General features: G+C 44.3%; 12 protein-coding genes and 3 pseudogenes. 13 read left to right on the forward strand and 2 right to left on the reverse strand.

All coding sequences use genetic code 11. The features are described 5' to 3' along the window. Positions 1 to 86 precede the first annotated feature (86 nt). The 10 genes from AB5170_RS01555 (at position 87) to AB5170_RS01600 (ending at position 13553) form a co-directional block, all read left to right on the forward strand. On the forward strand, positions 87 to 1013 hold the full coding sequence (locus AB5170_RS01555) for a MetQ/NlpA family ABC transporter substrate-binding protein (RefSeq protein WP_148461575.1): 927 nt from the start codon (positions 87 to 89) through the stop codon (positions 1011 to 1013). Positions 1014 to 1249: 236 nt separating this feature from the next. Continuing rightward, the gene (locus tag AB5170_RS01560; RefSeq protein WP_368361349.1) at positions 1250 to 1651 is read left to right on the forward strand and encodes a hypothetical protein; all 402 of its coding nucleotides are present in this window, start codon (positions 1250 to 1252) and stop codon (positions 1649 to 1651) included. 217 nt (positions 1652 to 1868) lie between these two features. Continuing rightward, on the forward strand, positions 1869 to 3221 hold the full coding sequence (locus AB5170_RS01565) for an SLC13 family permease (protein ID WP_148461577.1): 1353 nt from the start codon (positions 1869 to 1871) through the stop codon (positions 3219 to 3221). A gap of 168 nt (positions 3222 to 3389) precedes the next feature. Beyond that, positions 3390 to 3998, forward strand: a complete 609-nt coding sequence (locus AB5170_RS01570; protein ID WP_148461578.1) for an AAA family ATPase — start codon at positions 3390 to 3392, stop codon at positions 3996 to 3998. Positions 3999 to 4161: 163 nt separating this feature from the next. Further along, positions 4162 to 4554, forward strand: coding sequence for a DUF6483 family protein (locus tag AB5170_RS01575; RefSeq protein ID WP_148461579.1), 393 nt, complete (start codon positions 4162 to 4164; stop codon positions 4552 to 4554). A gap of 183 nt (positions 4555 to 4737) precedes the next feature. Next, entirely contained in the window at positions 4738 to 7215 is a 2478-nt protein-coding gene (locus AB5170_RS01580; RefSeq protein ID WP_368361350.1) for a transglutaminase domain-containing protein, read from the forward strand. Continuing rightward, positions 7212 to 8012 (forward strand): TraX family protein, encoded by an 801-nt coding sequence (locus tag AB5170_RS01585; RefSeq protein ID WP_173734759.1) that lies wholly within the window; start codon positions 7212 to 7214, stop codon positions 8010 to 8012. The genes AB5170_RS01580 and AB5170_RS01585 overlap by 4 nt, the downstream gene beginning before the upstream one ends. 241 nt (positions 8013 to 8253) lie before the next feature. Next, positions 8254 to 9672 (forward strand): Wadjet anti-phage system protein JetA family protein, encoded by a 1419-nt coding sequence (locus AB5170_RS01590; protein ID WP_173734758.1) that lies wholly within the window; start codon positions 8254 to 8256, stop codon positions 9670 to 9672. After that, positions 9632 to 10249, forward strand: a complete 618-nt coding sequence (locus AB5170_RS01595) for a DUF4194 domain-containing protein (RefSeq protein ID WP_173734757.1) — start codon at positions 9632 to 9634, stop codon at positions 10247 to 10249. Before AB5170_RS01590 ends, AB5170_RS01595 begins: the two co-directional genes overlap by 41 nt. Then, positions 10218 to 13553, forward strand: coding sequence for an ATP-binding protein (locus AB5170_RS01600; RefSeq protein ID WP_173734756.1), 3336 nt, complete (start codon positions 10218 to 10220; stop codon positions 13551 to 13553). The genes AB5170_RS01595 and AB5170_RS01600 overlap by 32 nt, the downstream gene beginning before the upstream one ends. Here AB5170_RS01600 and AB5170_RS01605 read toward each other — a convergent pair. Together AB5170_RS01605 and AB5170_RS01610 are read right to left on the reverse strand one after the other, a co-directional pair. Further along, a pseudogene (locus AB5170_RS01605) lies at positions 13554 to 13616 on the reverse strand (hypothetical protein); the annotation flags it as partial. A 64-nt stretch (positions 13617 to 13680) separates the two neighbouring features. Next, positions 13681 to 13731 (reverse strand): annotated as a pseudogene (locus AB5170_RS01610) (DUF6783 domain-containing protein); the annotation flags it as partial. Between AB5170_RS01610 and AB5170_RS01615 the strand changes: the two are divergent. From AB5170_RS01615 to AB5170_RS01625, 3 genes and pseudogenes are all read left to right on the forward strand, one after another. Continuing rightward, a pseudogene (locus tag AB5170_RS01615) lies at positions 13708 to 13920 on the forward strand (DUF6783 domain-containing protein); the annotation flags it as partial. The pseudogenes AB5170_RS01610 and AB5170_RS01615 overlap by 24 nt on opposite strands. Positions 13921 to 13998: 78 nt before the next feature. After that, complete coding sequence (locus AB5170_RS01620; protein WP_173717214.1) at positions 13999 to 14298, forward strand: hypothetical protein; 300 nt, start codon at positions 13999 to 14001, stop codon at positions 14296 to 14298. A gap of 156 nt (positions 14299 to 14454) precedes the next feature. Further along, positions 14455 to 15138, forward strand: coding sequence for a DNA alkylation repair protein (locus AB5170_RS01625; RefSeq protein WP_173734755.1), 684 nt, complete (start codon positions 14455 to 14457; stop codon positions 15136 to 15138). Positions 15139 to 15356 lie beyond the last annotated feature (218 nt).

Here is a 15356-nt window from a genome sequence, read left to right on the forward strand (position 1 = left end):
GTTTTTAGTAGCCCCTGTTTATTATAAAAAATGATTGTAATGTAGAAACTAAATATATTTTTCAAAAAATAAGGAGGAACTTTATTATGAAAAAATTAATCGCAGCAGCACTCACAGGAGCATTAGTACTTGGAACCGTTGGAACATCCGTTGTTTTCGCAGCAGATGATGACAAAACCATCACAGTAGCAGCATCCGAGACACCACATTCCGAGATCCTTGAAGCAGCAAAACCGATCCTTGAGGAAGAGGGATACGACCTTGAGGTAACGGTATTTGATGATTATGTACAGCCAAACGAAGTTGTAGAGAGCGGCGATTTCGATGCAAACTACTTCCAGCACATTCCATATCTGAACAGCTTCAACGAGGAAAAAGGAACCCACCTTGTAAATGCAGGCGGAATCCACTACGAGCCATTTGGAATTTATCCTGGAACAAAATCCAGCCTTGACGATATCGCAGATGGCGACACAATCGCAGTACCGAACGATACCACAAACGAGGCAAGAGCACTTCTTCTTCTCCAGGACAACGGAATTATCAAACTGAAAGACGGTGCAGGTCTTGAGGCAACTGTAAACGATATTGAGGAGAACCCATACAACGTAGAAATTGTTGAGCTTGCAGCTGAGCAGGTAGCGCGTGTTGCAGAAGAGACTTCTTACATTGTCCTTAACGGAAACTATGCACTTCAGGCTGGTTACTCTGTATCCAAAGATGCACTTGCATATGAGACCTCTGATTCCGAAGCTGCAAAAACATATGTAAACGTAATCGCAGTAAAAGAAGGAAATGAGAACAGCGACAAGATCAAAGCTCTTGTAGACGTATTAAAATCTGACGAGATCAAAGATTTTATCAACGAGAAATATGACGGAGCAGTTATCCCGTTCGAGGACAGCGATGACGCTGAGACAGGAGATGCTGAAGCAGCAGATGACGCTGACGAGACTGCAGCTGCAGAAGCTGACACAGCAGACGAGACAGCCGAGGAGACAGACGCTGAATAATCTGTAAAAATTAAACAGGGTTTTATTAAGAGAGTGATTATAAATCGGATTGAAATGCATTGGAAAAGATACATTTCAGTCCGATTTTTGCCTGTAAAAAAAGCAGTGTCCAATATATGGAACAGTACATAATTATGGAATAGGGTGACCTTCAGCCCTCTGCAAAAACAGTTGAAAAACCTTATAAAATCTGCTATTATAAAAACGAATTTTTGTAGGTATCGAGGTGAGGCCAAGTGAAAAAAAACGAATGTGCGAACCGGCTTGTCTGCCTGTTTTTCAGTGTGGCAGTTGCGGTTTTGTGTGTGCTTTTTGCAGGCATGGAAGCGAAGAGCATTATGCATGTTTACGATCTGAAACCGGCCTCAGCTTCTTTGATTTCACCAGAGCTTTCCAGAAGCACCTGGACAAGTGCAGAAGAACTGACAGGACTTCGGCAGGTGTCTGTAAGGCTGGAGGCGGACCAGCGCCTTCGCCACAGGTCAGGCGTGGAAATTGTGGTGCTCATCATGTTGGCAGTTCTGCTGGCGAATACCGTATTTTATAAAGCAAAGAAACGTCTGCTGACCAGAAATGATGCTGACGGCAGACGGTTTATTATCTGTTACATCCATCATCAGGATGGACAGAAACACTGAAGATCATATACCATTGTTTAATATTGCTGATTGCTGCAAGTGTTTTCATTATGAGTAAAGCATTGCAGTGGAGAGCAATTATTTTCCATGTAAACAAACGTATATGATTGGAGGTATGACACTATATGTTACTTAATATTTTTATAGGAGTAATGATTGTTGCAGCCATTGCTGTCGGCATCTGGATGGCATGGTTTGACAGTCATGGAGGAAAGAAATGATAGCACAGATTTTTGCAGTAGTAATTTTCCTGGCGATGTTCATTCTGATCATCACAGAAGTATGGGAAAGACATATTGTTACGCTGGGATGTGCGCTCCTTACATTGATTCTTGTATTTGGAATCTGTATGCACAGCCCCTCAGCAATTATTGAAACACTGAACATACATAGTATTTTTTCACCGGGATTCTGGCACACAGCAGGTGAAGCAAGCGAAGCTTCTGCTGGAATCAACTGGGAAACTATCGTGTTCATCGCTGGTATGATGATCATGGTAGAAGGCATGGCAAACTCCGGATTTTTCCGCTGGTTATGCATGAAGATCGCGAAACTGGTTAAATACCAGATTATCCCGATCTTTATCACATTTATGCTCCTGTCCTTTGTACTTGCTATGTTTATCGATAGTATCACCGTAATCCTGTTCCTTGCAGCGGTTACCGTAGAACTGTCACAGCTGCTGAAATTTAATCCGGTACCAATGATCCTTGCAGAGATCTTCTGCGCCAACCTTGGTGGATCCGCTACCATGTGCGGAGATCCGCCGAACATTATCATTGGAACATCACTTGGATTTTCCTTTGCAGATTTCGTGACAAACACAGGTCTTATCGCGGTGATCGCACTGGTGCTGGTTGTAATCTATTTTTACTTTATTTTCCGCAAAGAGCTTACCGAAAATGCGGGAAAAATTGATCCGTCTACGTTACCGGATCCGGAAGAAGCGATTGTAAGCAAGAAGGGTTTCACCATCAGCTGTGTGATCTTCCTCTGCGCTGTTGTCCTTCTGGTAACACATTCCCAGACAGGGCTTACCGTATCCTGTATCGGTGTATTTATCGCAGCAGTGACACTGATCACTTCCGGAAAAGATGCTTTGGACCTTCTGAAAAAGGTTGATTACAAGACACTGCTGTTCTTCGTAGGACTTTTCGTAGTTGTTGGCGGTCTGGAGCAGACCGGTATCCTTACGATCCTGGCTGGATTTATTGGAAAAGTCAGCGGCGGAAACCTGATGGTAATGATCGCCATCATTATCTGGGTATCTGCTATCGCAAGTGCATTTATTGATAACATTCCGTTTGCAGCTACCATGATCCCGGTTATTGACAGTCTGGCAGCCGCACAGGGAGTTGATATTTCCATTCTGGCATGGGCTCTTGCAATGGGTACTGACATCGGCGGAAGTGCAACCCCGATCGGAGCTTCTGCAAACGTAGTCGGTATCGCAACAGCAGCCAAGAGCGGTCACATGATCAAATGGGGAAAATACTGCAAGGCAATGGCACCTGCCACGATCCTGGTTGTCCTCGTTTCCATGCTGATGATTTATGCTAGATATTTATAATGCCATAAGGGGGAAGTGTAGAACTGTCAATTATCAGAGAAAAAGCAGTGCCAAAGATCTGGCATGCCATGAATAACTGACAGTTGGTCTTGCCCGCTTTTAACGGCATTTTATCCGGAAAAATCCGTGAAACAAGAGCGGATTTCTCTGGTTAGAAGGGAGGATACCATGAAAACACAAAAACAGGTGATCATTTCCATCGGACGAGAGTTCGGAAGCGCAGGCCATGAAATTGCAGAGCGAATCGCCAAGCGCTATGGACTTTCGTTATACGATCACAATCTTTTACGCGAGGTGGCAGACAGCCATAACGTAAATCCAGAAGAGCTGGAAATCTTTGACGAGATGAAGCACAACAAATTTCTTTACCGCACAGTGAAAGGAATGAGCAGTTCTCCGGCAGACAACGTTGCTATGATGCAGTTCAATTTTCTTCGGGAAAAGGCTGAAAAAGGAGAATCCTTTGTAGTTGTAGGACGTTGCTCTGAGACAATCCTGAAGGATTATGAGGGCCTGATTTCCATCTTCATTATTGGAGACATGGATCAGAAAATTGCCCGTGTAGCCCGTCTTTATGGAAAAACCGATAAAGAAGCTGAGCGTTTCATCAAAGAGAAAGACAGAAAGAGAAAGAAATACCACGACAGTCATTGCAATTCCAAATGGTCAGATTCCCATACCTATGATCTGAGTCTGAACAGCAGCACTCTTGGTGTGGAGGGAAGCGTTGAATTTCTTTCATCTTATATTGACAAAAGGATATCAAAAATGAAATAATAAGTTTAATGACAAAAGGTTCTGCCAGGACGCATACAAGTGTCAGGGCGGAACCTTTGTGGTTTTTGTGACCGCAGTCAGTAAGAGTAGTCAGAAATAGTTCTGATGTTGGGAAGGTGCTACCCTAAAGCCACGAACTCTCATTTATCCAGGAGGAAAATTTATGTTCACTGATGACGAAAAAGACTACATTATGCGTATGATCAAAGAGATTGCCCGTGTCCTTGCCAGCGTCATGCTTGGGAAAAAATATGTTCAGGTGGAATTGCCGGTAGAATCCAAATATCAGATTTCCGGAGACAAGCTTCACCATATGAAAACCATGGTGGACAGAGGCGAGATCAACGAGGCAGAGAACGAACTTCTTGACCGGATCGATTACGCTGACAAAGAAGCTCTGGCAGAAGCTATGTTTTTCTACGAATATGCTGCATCCAAAGGGGATGAATTTCTGGAAGCGCACAACTATTCCCTGGAGGAAATAAGGGATGGGATCCAGCAGCTGGCAGAAGATGCTGGATATGGAAATATTATAAATATGCTTGATATAAAATAGAATCTCTTGTGATATATGAAATACTGCGATTTTATTAAGTCTGCGCCCAAAAGTATTTTTGCCAAGTGGGAGCGCCATAGGCGTGGAACAGCTGACTTTCCTATATGGAGATGTCGCCGACAGGCGGCATGTCCGTTTAGAGTGAAATTGTGATCACGCTTAAAATGATGAGGAGATTATAAGATGTTTCTTGAAAAAAACAGAGACCGGATAGAAAAAGACTTTGAAGATTTTTCCAGGGAACTGCCAGGAAAAGCGGAAGAGATAAAGAAGAGAATGGAAGCACTAAGTCCTGATATTGTGATCGGAATGAAATATCTGTACAGCAATATGCCCTACAGCGATGTGGGAAACTATACCTTTGACACTTATCTGGATTATGTGCAGCAGGGAATCTATCTCTGGGAAAATTCCCCTTATGTAAAGAATTATCCAGAGTTTTATTTCCTGAATTACGTGCTTTTTCATCGGACAAATGATGAAGAAATCAAACCATGCCGTACCTATTTCTGGAAAAAAATAAAGGATAAGGTCCAGGGGAAGGCCATGGTGGAAGCTGCACTGGAAATCAATCACTGGTGTGCGGGAGAAGTGATGTACCAGGGAACGGACATGCGTACCGGCTCCGCACTGGAAATTTACAGAAGCGGTGTAGGCCGCTGTGGTGAGGAAGCCGTCTTTGTGGTAAATGTAATGCGAAGTGCCGGAATCCCTGCAAGACCAGTGTATGTGCCGAGATGGTCCCACTGTGATGACAACCACGCCTGGGTAGAGGTCTGGTGCGATGGCGACTGGCATTATCTGGGAGCTTGCGAGCCAGAAGCTGTTCTGGACAAGGGCTGGTTTACCAATGCAGCATCCAGGGCCATGATGATCGGCTCCAGATGGTATGACCGCGCTATGCCAGACGAAAAAGTGATCGGAAAAGACGGAATGAACCGGATCATCAATCTTCTTGGTAAATATGCCAAAACCAGGTGGATCACTATTACAGTGGAAGATCTGGATGGAACTCCGGCAGCTGGGGCAAAAGTACGGGCTGAGGTAATGAACTATGGGGAATTTTCCCCGATTGCAATAATGGAAGCAGACAAAAATGGCTGTATTTCTTTTGAAACCGGTTTTGGAAGCCTGCTGATCTGTGCTGTTTATGATGGTGCTTACGGGGAAAAGGTAATCGACACAAGAGAGGACGACCATTTTACCTGTACTCTTGGTGAGGAATATGAAGATGAGCTTTGGGTGGATTTTGACATGAATGCACCGGAGGATACCGGCAGAATAAGCTGGAATATTACCCAAGAACAGGAAGAAGAGAATAATCGCCGGATTGCCGCTGAGGCAGAACACTGTCGACGTAAGATTGAGAAATTCCAGCCGCTGTGGAAGCGCTGCCTTTTTGGACATACCATGAAGGAAGTGGAGCCTATGATGGCTGTTTTGTCTGAGAAAGACAGAAGGGATGCTTTTCCAGAAGTGCTGGAGGGCCATTATCAGGAGGCCTCGGTTTATCGCGAATTTAATCCAGATGAGATTTACATTCCATATGTATGGAATCCCCGCGTGGAAAATGAGGTTCTTACCAGGTGGAGAAAGAAGATCCTGGGCTATTTTGACAAGGGGCAGAGGGATGCCTTTGAAGCAGATCCCAAGAGCATCTGGACCTGGATCGAAGAGAACATTTCAGTCCGCAATGACAAAGAGCGCCTGACTGCATACACCACTCCTGGTGCAGCACTGGAGCTTGGAATTGCCGGAGAGAAATCCCACAAGGTGCTTTTCGTGGCAATCGCCAGAACTCTGGGAATCCCGGCACGTCTGAATCCTGCTGATGGAGCTATTGAATATTGGGATGGAATGAGGTTTGTAGCAGTATTGGAAGAGAGCCGGAAGGAATCCCATCTTACAGTCTTCGCCGGGGAAAAAGGGGACTGGAATTATTTCCAGAACTGGACCATTGCGGTGACAGACGGAAGAGGATACCTTACCCTGGATTTCAGCGACCGCAAGTGGGAAGCTGGAAAACTGGAATTGGATATTATGCCGGGAGATTACCGGATCCTGACTGGAAACCGTCTGCCAAATGGAAACATTCTGGGAAAAAGATACGATTTTCATATTGAAAAAGATGAGACGAAGCGGGTGGAACTGGAGCTTCGGGAGTATTGTCTGGAGGAAATGTTCAACCGTCATTCCATTCCGGATTCCAAGCTGACCGATCGGGCTGGAAATCAGGTGCTGGTGTCCAAATTGACGGGAAAAATAAGCGGAGATGCTGCCAAATGTGAGAATGGCATGGCTGAACGAGGCATCCTCTTCTGGCTGGAAGAAGACCGTGAGCCTACTGTGCACATTCTTAATGAAATGATGGATTTGAAAGAAAAATATGAAAAAATACAAAAACAGATTATATTTATCCTTCGCAGCGAAGAATCTTTAAAAAATGCTACTCTGGTGAAATGTCTGGAACTGTTCCCTGAAATTCAGGTGTACTTCCACGATTTCGGCAAGGACAAGGAAATGACCGCCCGCCGCATGTACGTAGATTCCGGGAAGCTGCCGCTTATGACCATTACCGAGGGCAAATGCCAGGGTATCTTTGCAGCAGCTGGATACTCCGTGGGTATGGCAGATATGTTGGTGAGGATTTTTGAGGCATGAACCGGGATCAGATCAAATACGTAGCCATGTTTACCATGCTATTAAACCATATTGCAAACGTTTTCCTGGAACCAGGTACCTTTCTTTTTGAGGTGATGGTGGACGTGGGTTATTTTACCGCTATCACCATGTGCTACTTCCTGGTAGAAGGCTACGGCTACACCCGCTCCAAAGAGAAATACGGCAAACGGCTTCTGCTGTTTGCCCTGATTTCCGAAATCCCCTTCTGTCTTGCATTTACAGAAGAAGGAACCATCAGTTTCGTAAGCATGAACATGCTATTCACTCTTTTCCTGTGCTTCCTGATTCTCTATGCAATGGAAAAAATCCCTTCAGGAACCCGGCAGACACTCTGCATCTTGGGCCTGGTATTTGCCTCCGCCTACAGCGACTGGGCCTTTCTTGCCCCTATCTTCACCTATTGGTTCGCAAGCTGTGGCCTCCGGGATGCACAGGGGAAAATGCTGCCAGCCGGCGGCCGGAATGCTGATCAGAAAAGCCATCTGGCTGGCGGCCAGAATCTTGAACGAAAAAAACTTTTATGGAAGGTTTTCAGAAAGGCAATGCTGTTCTTTGGTCTGTTAAACCTTGTAGAAAACATGGAGCAGACCACTCCTGCCAGGGCTGTTATCCAGTCCCTCGGTGCCACCGCCGGAATTCCGCTCTCAGCACTTTGCATCATCTATCTCTACAACGGAAAGCGCTCCGAAAAACATCGAACCTTTTCTAAGTGGTTCTTCTACATTTTTTATCCGGCACATTTGCTAATATTAGGTATATTGAGAATTGCTATTTAGTGTGTTGAAAGTTGTTCAAGGCGGACGCATTCGGACAATGGTGATTGCTCACTCGCCGGCGCGTTGCGCCGGCGAGTGAGTAATACACATTGTCCAAATGCGTCCGCATTAAAGAACTTTTAATCAACTAAATAGCAACTTAGAAAACCTTGTACAATAAAACCGGCTATGCTAAAATAAAGAAAGATTTCAGGGACAAAGCAGTTTGTCCCTTGTTTTACGTTTGAAGAAAGGACACCCTATGTTTCACATAATCCCCAACAATTTTTTTGTTCCGCTATCCTCGCCAAACCGAATTGTGTACTGGGAATGTATCAGCCGCCTTTTTGCCATTATGGAACACCAGCTCTCCTTTGGCGTGGAAAGAGAAGTGCTGGTAGACGAGCTGGAATTTTATTTTGGGCAGGAAAATGCGGCCCAGCTGGTGGAAGAAGAATTCCAGGCTGATGACAGCCGAAGCCGGGCTAACGGCATTTTGCGCCGCCTGGAATACTACGGCTGGATCGAAGTGGAAACAGACAAAAGCTACGTACAGCGTGTAAACTTCAAGGAATACGCTGTGAAAATAATCAAAACACTCCTGGATATCGCAGATGGGAAACAAATTGAATACCAGGGGTACATTTATACCATTTACAGTCTGGTAAAAGGCACCATGGATAAGCCGGGTATCGTACTCATGCAGATCTGGGAAAACACCGACTACCTGATCACCGGTCTGAAAAACCTCAATTCCAACATCAAACACTACATAGATGACCTTACCAGACACAGCACGGTTGCCCAGATTATGGATGCACTGTTTAACGATTACATTACCAATATTGTAGACAAAGCCTACCACCGCCTGTTGACTTCTGACAATGTTTCCAAGTTTCGTCCGGAAATTATGCAGTGCCTGGAGAAAAGAAGCCACAATGAGGAATTTCTGGAAAAGGCATCTGCAGAGATTGCAGCTATCCGGGAGGTTTCCGAGGAAGAGGGGCGGGAATTGACCTACCGTTATCTTCACGAAATTATTGAGGCTTTCCGCAATATGGACGAGATTCTTCAGGAAATCAACCAGAAAAATACCCAGTACCAGCGAGCTGCCATCAACCGTGCCAAATTTCTCCTGGCAGGAAATGAAGATGTGCGGGGGCAGCTGAAAGAAATACTCATGGGAATTAATGAAGAAATCAACCGGGAAAATATGGATCTTGGGGGAATCTACCGCATTGATTTTCTGGATGATCTGGTGCGTATTTACCAGTGCTCTATTCTGGAACAAAGTTCTCTGTATCTGGCAGTAGAAGGCAAAAAGGAATTCATCCCCTCCAGTCTGGAGAGTGAGGAACCAGACGAAGAGCTTCGCCGTGAGAAAATGAGAAAGATGGCAGAAAAGATCCGGAAAGTGATTAGTGTAGAGAAAATTCAGAACTACGTAAACCGTTATCTGGCGGAAAAGGATGAGCTGGAAGCAAGCCAGCTTCCTCTCAATAATGAAGAGGATTTTATCAAACTGATTTATGTGCGCCTTTACGGTCAGCGCAAAAATATGGGATATGTAATAGAAACGCTGGAAGAACGGGAAGTAAACGGCTACCGTTTTAAAGATTTTCGGATACGGAGGAGAGAAAATGGAATATCTGGAAGGAATGCTGCAAAGAGAAAAGGATAATTTCAGCAGGGTTTGCAACCGTCTTCTGGGAACCTGCTTTTTGTGCAAAGGAAACCAGAATACCAAAGCAGATTATTATTTTGTGCTGAAATACAGGAAAGAATTTAAAGAATATCTGGGCGTTCTTGGCTATCGTCTTGAGATAAACGAGGAATATGGAGTGATTCAGCTGACCAGTCCGAGAGGGTATAACCGGATGAATCTGAAGCTTTATGATTCCATTGTACTTCTGATCCTGCGAATCCTTTACGATGAAAAGAAGCGTGAGCTTTCCGCAATAGAGGAAGTAATCGTAAACCTTGGAGACATTCAGGATAAGTTTGTGAGTCTTAATATCCGTGACAGATTAATCGACAAAACCACCATGCGAAATGCCCTGAGCCTGTTCCGAAGATATCAGATCGTGGAGCTTCTGGATAAGGATATGGGAGATGAAGAATCTCGTGTTCTGATTTACGACTCCATTCTGATGGTGGTACGTGCAGAAGACATTAAGGCAACATATGAGAAACTTGAGACATACAGAAAGGGAAGAAACGAAAGCGATGAAGAAACTGACGAGGATGAAGCTGATTAACTGGCACAGGTTTAATAACTGTACCATAGAGTTTGGAGATTCCACTCTTTTATCTGGTGAAAACGGCGCTGGAAAATCCACTCTTCTGGACGCAATCCAGTTTGTGATCATCTGTTCCACCGGTTATTTTAATAAGGCGGCCCACGAGAATGGCAAGCGAAGGCTTACCGGATATATCCGTTGTAAAACAGGAAAGGAAAACCAGCCTTATGAGCGTACCGGTGAGATCAGCGCTCATGTTGCCCTGGAATTTTATGAGGAAAGCAAGGATAAATATTTCATTATCGGTGCTGTTGTGGACTCTGCTTCTGAGGGCCAGGAGACTACAGTGCGGTATCTGATGGAGAATACCAGGATCTCAGATGATCTTTTCCTGTACGGAAACCAGGTGAAATCCATTGCAGAATTCCGTGGTTCCAACATTGATATCCGCCAGTGGTGCAAGACCAATGTAGAAGCCCGTAGAATGGTCACAGCAAGACTTGGAAGGATTGAAGATAAGTTTTTCCGTCTGATTCCAAAAGCGCTTGCATTTAAGCCAATCGACGATATTAAGGACTTTGTTTACTCTTACGTGCTGGATGAAAAAGAAGTCAATATTGATGTACTTCGGGAGAATGTGCGTACTTATCAGGATATGGAACGTACCCTTGATAACGTGAAAAAACGCATGAAAAAACTGAAAAAAATACAGGAATTGTACCAGCGTGTACAGGAGCGTATTGAAAAGGACAGGATGTACGAGTATTTCCTGAAACGTAGTGAGCTGGAGCTTGTGGAAGGACAGCTTTCCAATCTGGAAACTGCCAGAAAGAACGAAGAAATCCGTCTTTCCCAGGCGAAAACCCAGCTGGAAATGCTTCAGAAAGAGCGCTCTGAAAAGCAGGAAATTGCCACAAATATCCGTGTAGAACTGCGCCATAACCAGGAATTTGTAGCTTTGGAAGAGGAGAAAAAAGAGCTGAAAAGGCTTCGGGATAAGAGACAGGAAGCTCTGAATGAGGAGACGGAATTGAAGAAGAGCGTGGCTCAGGCGGCCAGGGACTGCGAGAGTTTATTGCAGACTATGGGGGCAGGGAACACTTCCAGATATTCTGCAGCAGTTTCTACCGAAATGAGTCAGTCTGCAAATGCAGAAAATGAAACTGGCGTAGATTTCGCTTCCTGTATCCGTGAATACCGGAAAAAACTTCAAACTCTGGATGGTGATATCAATGTAACAGAAATAAAGAGCCTTACAGATGATGTAATCCATTTCAAACAGATGCGCTATGGAGAACTGCAGGAAGAGCAGGCGCAGCTGAAGATCCGGCTGAATCAGAACCAGACAGAATGGGAGAAATTAAGCAAAAAGATCAATAAACTGAAACGCAAAAAGCTGACTTATCCATCTGGAGTAGAGCTTCTTGTGGAGTCTGTACAGGAAGAATTTGCGGGTATTGGAAGAGAAATCCAGCCTGGAGTGCTCTGCGAAATGCTGGAAATTAAGGATGAGGAATGGCGAAACGCAATAGAGGGGTATCTGAATACGCAGCGTTTTTATGTGCTTGTAGAACCGGAGAACTTCGATATTGCACTTGGTATTTATGACCGTCTTCGAAGAGAGAAAAAGGTTTACGGAGTAGGTCTGATCAACACGAAAGATCTGGAAAAATACGACACTGCGCCTGCTGGAACTCTGGCAGAAGTAGTCACATCCCAGAACAAATATGCCCGTCAGTACAGCAACATGCTCCTTGGAAAAGTACAGATGTGCGAGCGTTACGAAGACCTGAAAAAGTATTCTGTTTCTATCACAAAGGGCTGTATGAGATATCAGAACTGTGTGGCAAGTGCCATCAAACCAGAGGTATTTCGTGTGCCGTTTATCGGCAAAAATGCTTTTACCGTACAGCTGGCACAGGCTGAAGAAGAATTTCAGAAGCTTAGTGAAACAATGGAAAATCAGGAGAAAAAGCTGTCTGACACAAAAGAGATTCTGGGACTTCTTTCTACAGAAAGTGACGTGGATATTAAGTACCGTCTGGATGTGATCGCTACCCTTCGTATGTTAAATAAATCCATTGATAAATGTGAGGAAAATATACGAAAACTGAAAGAAAATTCCACCCTGATCCAGAAGCAGCTGCAGCTGGATGAGCTGGAAAAAATGCTTAGGGGATTGGATTACACCATCAGCTCCGACACGGAAAAAATCGGTGGAATGCGTGCCCGGATCCAGGATTTGGTTGCCAGAAAACAGACACTTCTGGAAAAACAGATTACCGGAAAGAGTGAGGTAACCACTCTTGCAGCAGATGCGGGAGAACGTTTAAATAGCTGGAATCGGGAATATAAGGAGGCTCTGGGAGTAAGATCAATTGAGCAGTTTCAAAGTGAATATTTTTATAAACTGCCTTCTAATAAGAGAAAATATAACAGTGAGAGATGTCAGATTGCCAAAGACAATATGATAAATGCCATGGTGGAGTATAAGACCGAGCATGATTTTGGTGCAGCTGCCAGTCTGGATGGTTTTCCTGAATTTGAGGCGGTATATGAACGTTTGAAAAACTCTGAACTTCTTGATTATGAGGAGAAAGTACAGTCTGCCCATAAAGCGGCAGAAACAGAATTTCATGAGCAGTTTCTGGCGAAATTACAGGAGAATATGAAGCTTGCCCAGGGGGAATTTAAGGAACTGAACAAGGCGTTAAAGGGCATTGATTTTAGCAGTGAACGCTATGAATTCCAGTTTATGCCAAGTAAAAAATACCGCAATTATTATGAAATGATCATGGATGATTTCAATGTGACACAAGGCGAATCCCTATTTTCGGGAATCTTCCATGAGGCTCATAAAGATGTAATCGAGGAGCTGTTTGAACAGCTTTCGGTAAGTGGAGATAACAGTGCACAGGCTCTTGACGAGTTTACGGATTACCGTACTTACATGGATTATGACATTAAGATCATTCATAATGACGGCACCTATTCTTACTATTCCAAGGTATGTGAAGAGAAGAGCGGCGGTGAGACACAGACCCCGTTTTATGTGACAGTGGCAGCCTCTTTTGTGCAGCTTTACAGCAATAATATTGGTGGCGAGGCAGCTGGACTGGTGCTCTTTGATGAGGCCTTTAATAACATGGATGATGAAAGAATCGGCGGCGTTTTGGAATTCCTGAGACGCCTTCCATTACAGCTTATTATCGCCGCTCCTCCAGATAAGATCCAGTATATCGGCCCGGCTATGGATGAAGTGATGCTAGTAATGACAGATCAGAAGCAGAGTTATGTGGAGGAATATCACAATGCAGTATGACTAGCTGGTATTAGAGCGTGTTTGAAAAATCATTCCCACAAATTGTGACGCACATCTTGCAGAAAGCCTTTTTTAAACACGCTCTAGAGCGTGTTTGAAAAATCATTCCCGCAATCTGCACGCCCCACTTTGCGGTATATTTTGCCCGAATTCGGTTGCCGTAGCCCGCTACGGCGCCCTCATCCGGACAAAATCTCCCACAAATTGTGACGCACATCTTGCAGAAAGCCTTTTTCAAACACGCTCTAGAAAACCTGCTGGATTGCAGATGAATCCTGAAATTAACAGTTGCGCACAGATAGCTGAGGTATTAAAATATATGAAAATAACACAGCTGAAGCTGGAACAGGAATGCCAGCATGTCTGATAAGAATGCTTTTGAGTGGTGAGTAGAGTTCACAACAGCCTTCTGTGAGCACAGCTGCAAAAAAAGGAGGTACCGCATATGACAACATTGGAAATTCTGGACCGTCTGCAAGGGGATGCACTGAAAGATGGTGAACTTCGAAAAAAGCTTTTGGCAACCCGTTTGGAAAAGGATCCTCTCACTGTTTTTTGCAGATTATGCAGGGAACTTGGCTATGAATTGTATGAAATGGACCTGGTATCTGCCGGAGAAGACTTCTATGCTACCATGCGCCGCAGTACCAATGGCGGCGGAGAAAACTCCCCGAAGCTGGAGGGGGAAGATGACTTCTATGAGCTTTTGATGGCAAGCCTGGAGGCAGCAGAGAAAGCAGAATAGAATTGGCTCAAATAGACATCAACTATGAGTGTTTTTGGTAAGCCAAAAGCATTATGCAAAACATTATGTAAACTAAAAAGACGACAGTTGAAAACCCAAATTTCGTTGAAAATTAGAGTGAAATGTCTGTTATAGATTGAAAAACAGGGAGTGTGTATGGCAGAATTAACGGAATTGCAGAAGCAGTTATTCGAATTACAGGATATAAAATATCGGGATTTCCACAGCAAATTAATGCCCGAAACAGCCAAGGAAAAGATTATTGGAATCCGTACTCCTGTGCTTCGGAATTTTGCAAAAGTATTCGCCGGTACTCCGGAATTAGAGGACTTTTTGCAGCAGCTTCCTCACCAGTTTTATGAGGAAAATAACCTTCATATGATGCTGATCACTGGGATAAAGGACTATCCGAAATGTATGGAAGAAGTACAGCGATTCCTGCCCTATATCGACAACTGGGCCACCTGTGATTTCCCAGAGCCAAAGTGTTTCCGTAAGAACAAAAAAGCAGTATTAGAAGAGGTCCGGAAGTGGATCGCCTCCACTGAAACCTACACTATTCGCTACGGGATCGGCGTGCTTATGCGCCTTTTTCTGGACGAGGATTTTTCCCCGGAGTATCTTGAAATGGCAGCTGGCGTACAATCACAGGAATATTATGTAAACATGATGATTGCCTGGTATTTTGCCACCGCTCTGGCCAAGCAATGGGATGCTGCAGTACCTTATATTGAGCAGCACAGACTGTCGGACTGGGTACATAAAAAGACTATCCAGAAGGCAGTGGAAAGCTATCGGATTACGTCTGAACAGAAGGAATATTTGAAAGGCTACCGTTAAAAATAGGATTTTATGGTTTAGAGCCTGAGAAATGAAAAACGCCAGAATGAAAAGCTTTATCAAGCGGTAAAGCGAATTTCATTCTGGCGTTTTGTATTTATGCAGGCATAAGATCCTGGTGGCTGCCGCAAATCAGCGGAAGCTCTTCAGCCAGTTCACCAGGGAATCATGCCAGATATTGTCATAAACGGTTTTCTTCATCTGGTCGGTTACCGGAC

It is taken from the genome of Ruminococcus sp. RTP21484sp1_RTP21281st1_A8_RTP21281_210402, assembly GCF_040914025.1.
In the GTDB taxonomy this organism is placed as follows: domain Bacteria; phylum Bacillota; class Clostridia; order Lachnospirales; family Lachnospiraceae; genus Blautia_A; species Blautia_A faecis.

Excerpts from the sequence above, each read along its gene's own strand:
- AB5170_RS01555 (WP_148461575.1), top strand. The coding sequence starts at position 87 with ATGAAAAAATTAATCGCAGCAGCACTCACAGGAGCATTAGTACTTGGA.
- AB5170_RS01565 (WP_148461577.1), top strand. The coding sequence starts at position 1,869 with ATGATAGCACAGATTTTTGCAGTAGTAATTTTCCTGGCGATGTTCATT.
- AB5170_RS01570 (WP_148461578.1), top strand. The coding sequence starts at position 3,390 with ATGAAAACACAAAAACAGGTGATCATTTCCATCGGACGAGAGTTCGGA.
- AB5170_RS01575 (WP_148461579.1), top strand. The coding sequence starts at position 4,162 with ATGTTCACTGATGACGAAAAAGACTACATTATGCGTATGATCAAAGAG.
- AB5170_RS01580 (WP_368361350.1), top strand. The coding sequence starts at position 4,738 with ATGTTTCTTGAAAAAAACAGAGACCGGATAGAAAAAGACTTTGAAGAT.
- AB5170_RS01585 (WP_173734759.1), top strand. The coding sequence starts at position 7,212 with ATGAACCGGGATCAGATCAAATACGTAGCCATGTTTACCATGCTATTA.
- AB5170_RS01590 (WP_173734758.1), top strand. The coding sequence starts at position 8,254 with ATGTTTCACATAATCCCCAACAATTTTTTTGTTCCGCTATCCTCGCCA.
- AB5170_RS01595 (WP_173734757.1), top strand. The coding sequence starts at position 9,632 with ATGGAATATCTGGAAGGAATGCTGCAAAGAGAAAAGGATAATTTCAGC.
- AB5170_RS01600 (WP_173734756.1), top strand. The coding sequence starts at position 10,218 with ATGAAGAAACTGACGAGGATGAAGCTGATTAACTGGCACAGGTTTAAT.
- AB5170_RS01620 (WP_173717214.1), top strand. The coding sequence starts at position 13,999 with ATGACAACATTGGAAATTCTGGACCGTCTGCAAGGGGATGCACTGAAA.
- AB5170_RS01625 (WP_173734755.1), top strand. The coding sequence starts at position 14,455 with ATGGCAGAATTAACGGAATTGCAGAAGCAGTTATTCGAATTACAGGAT.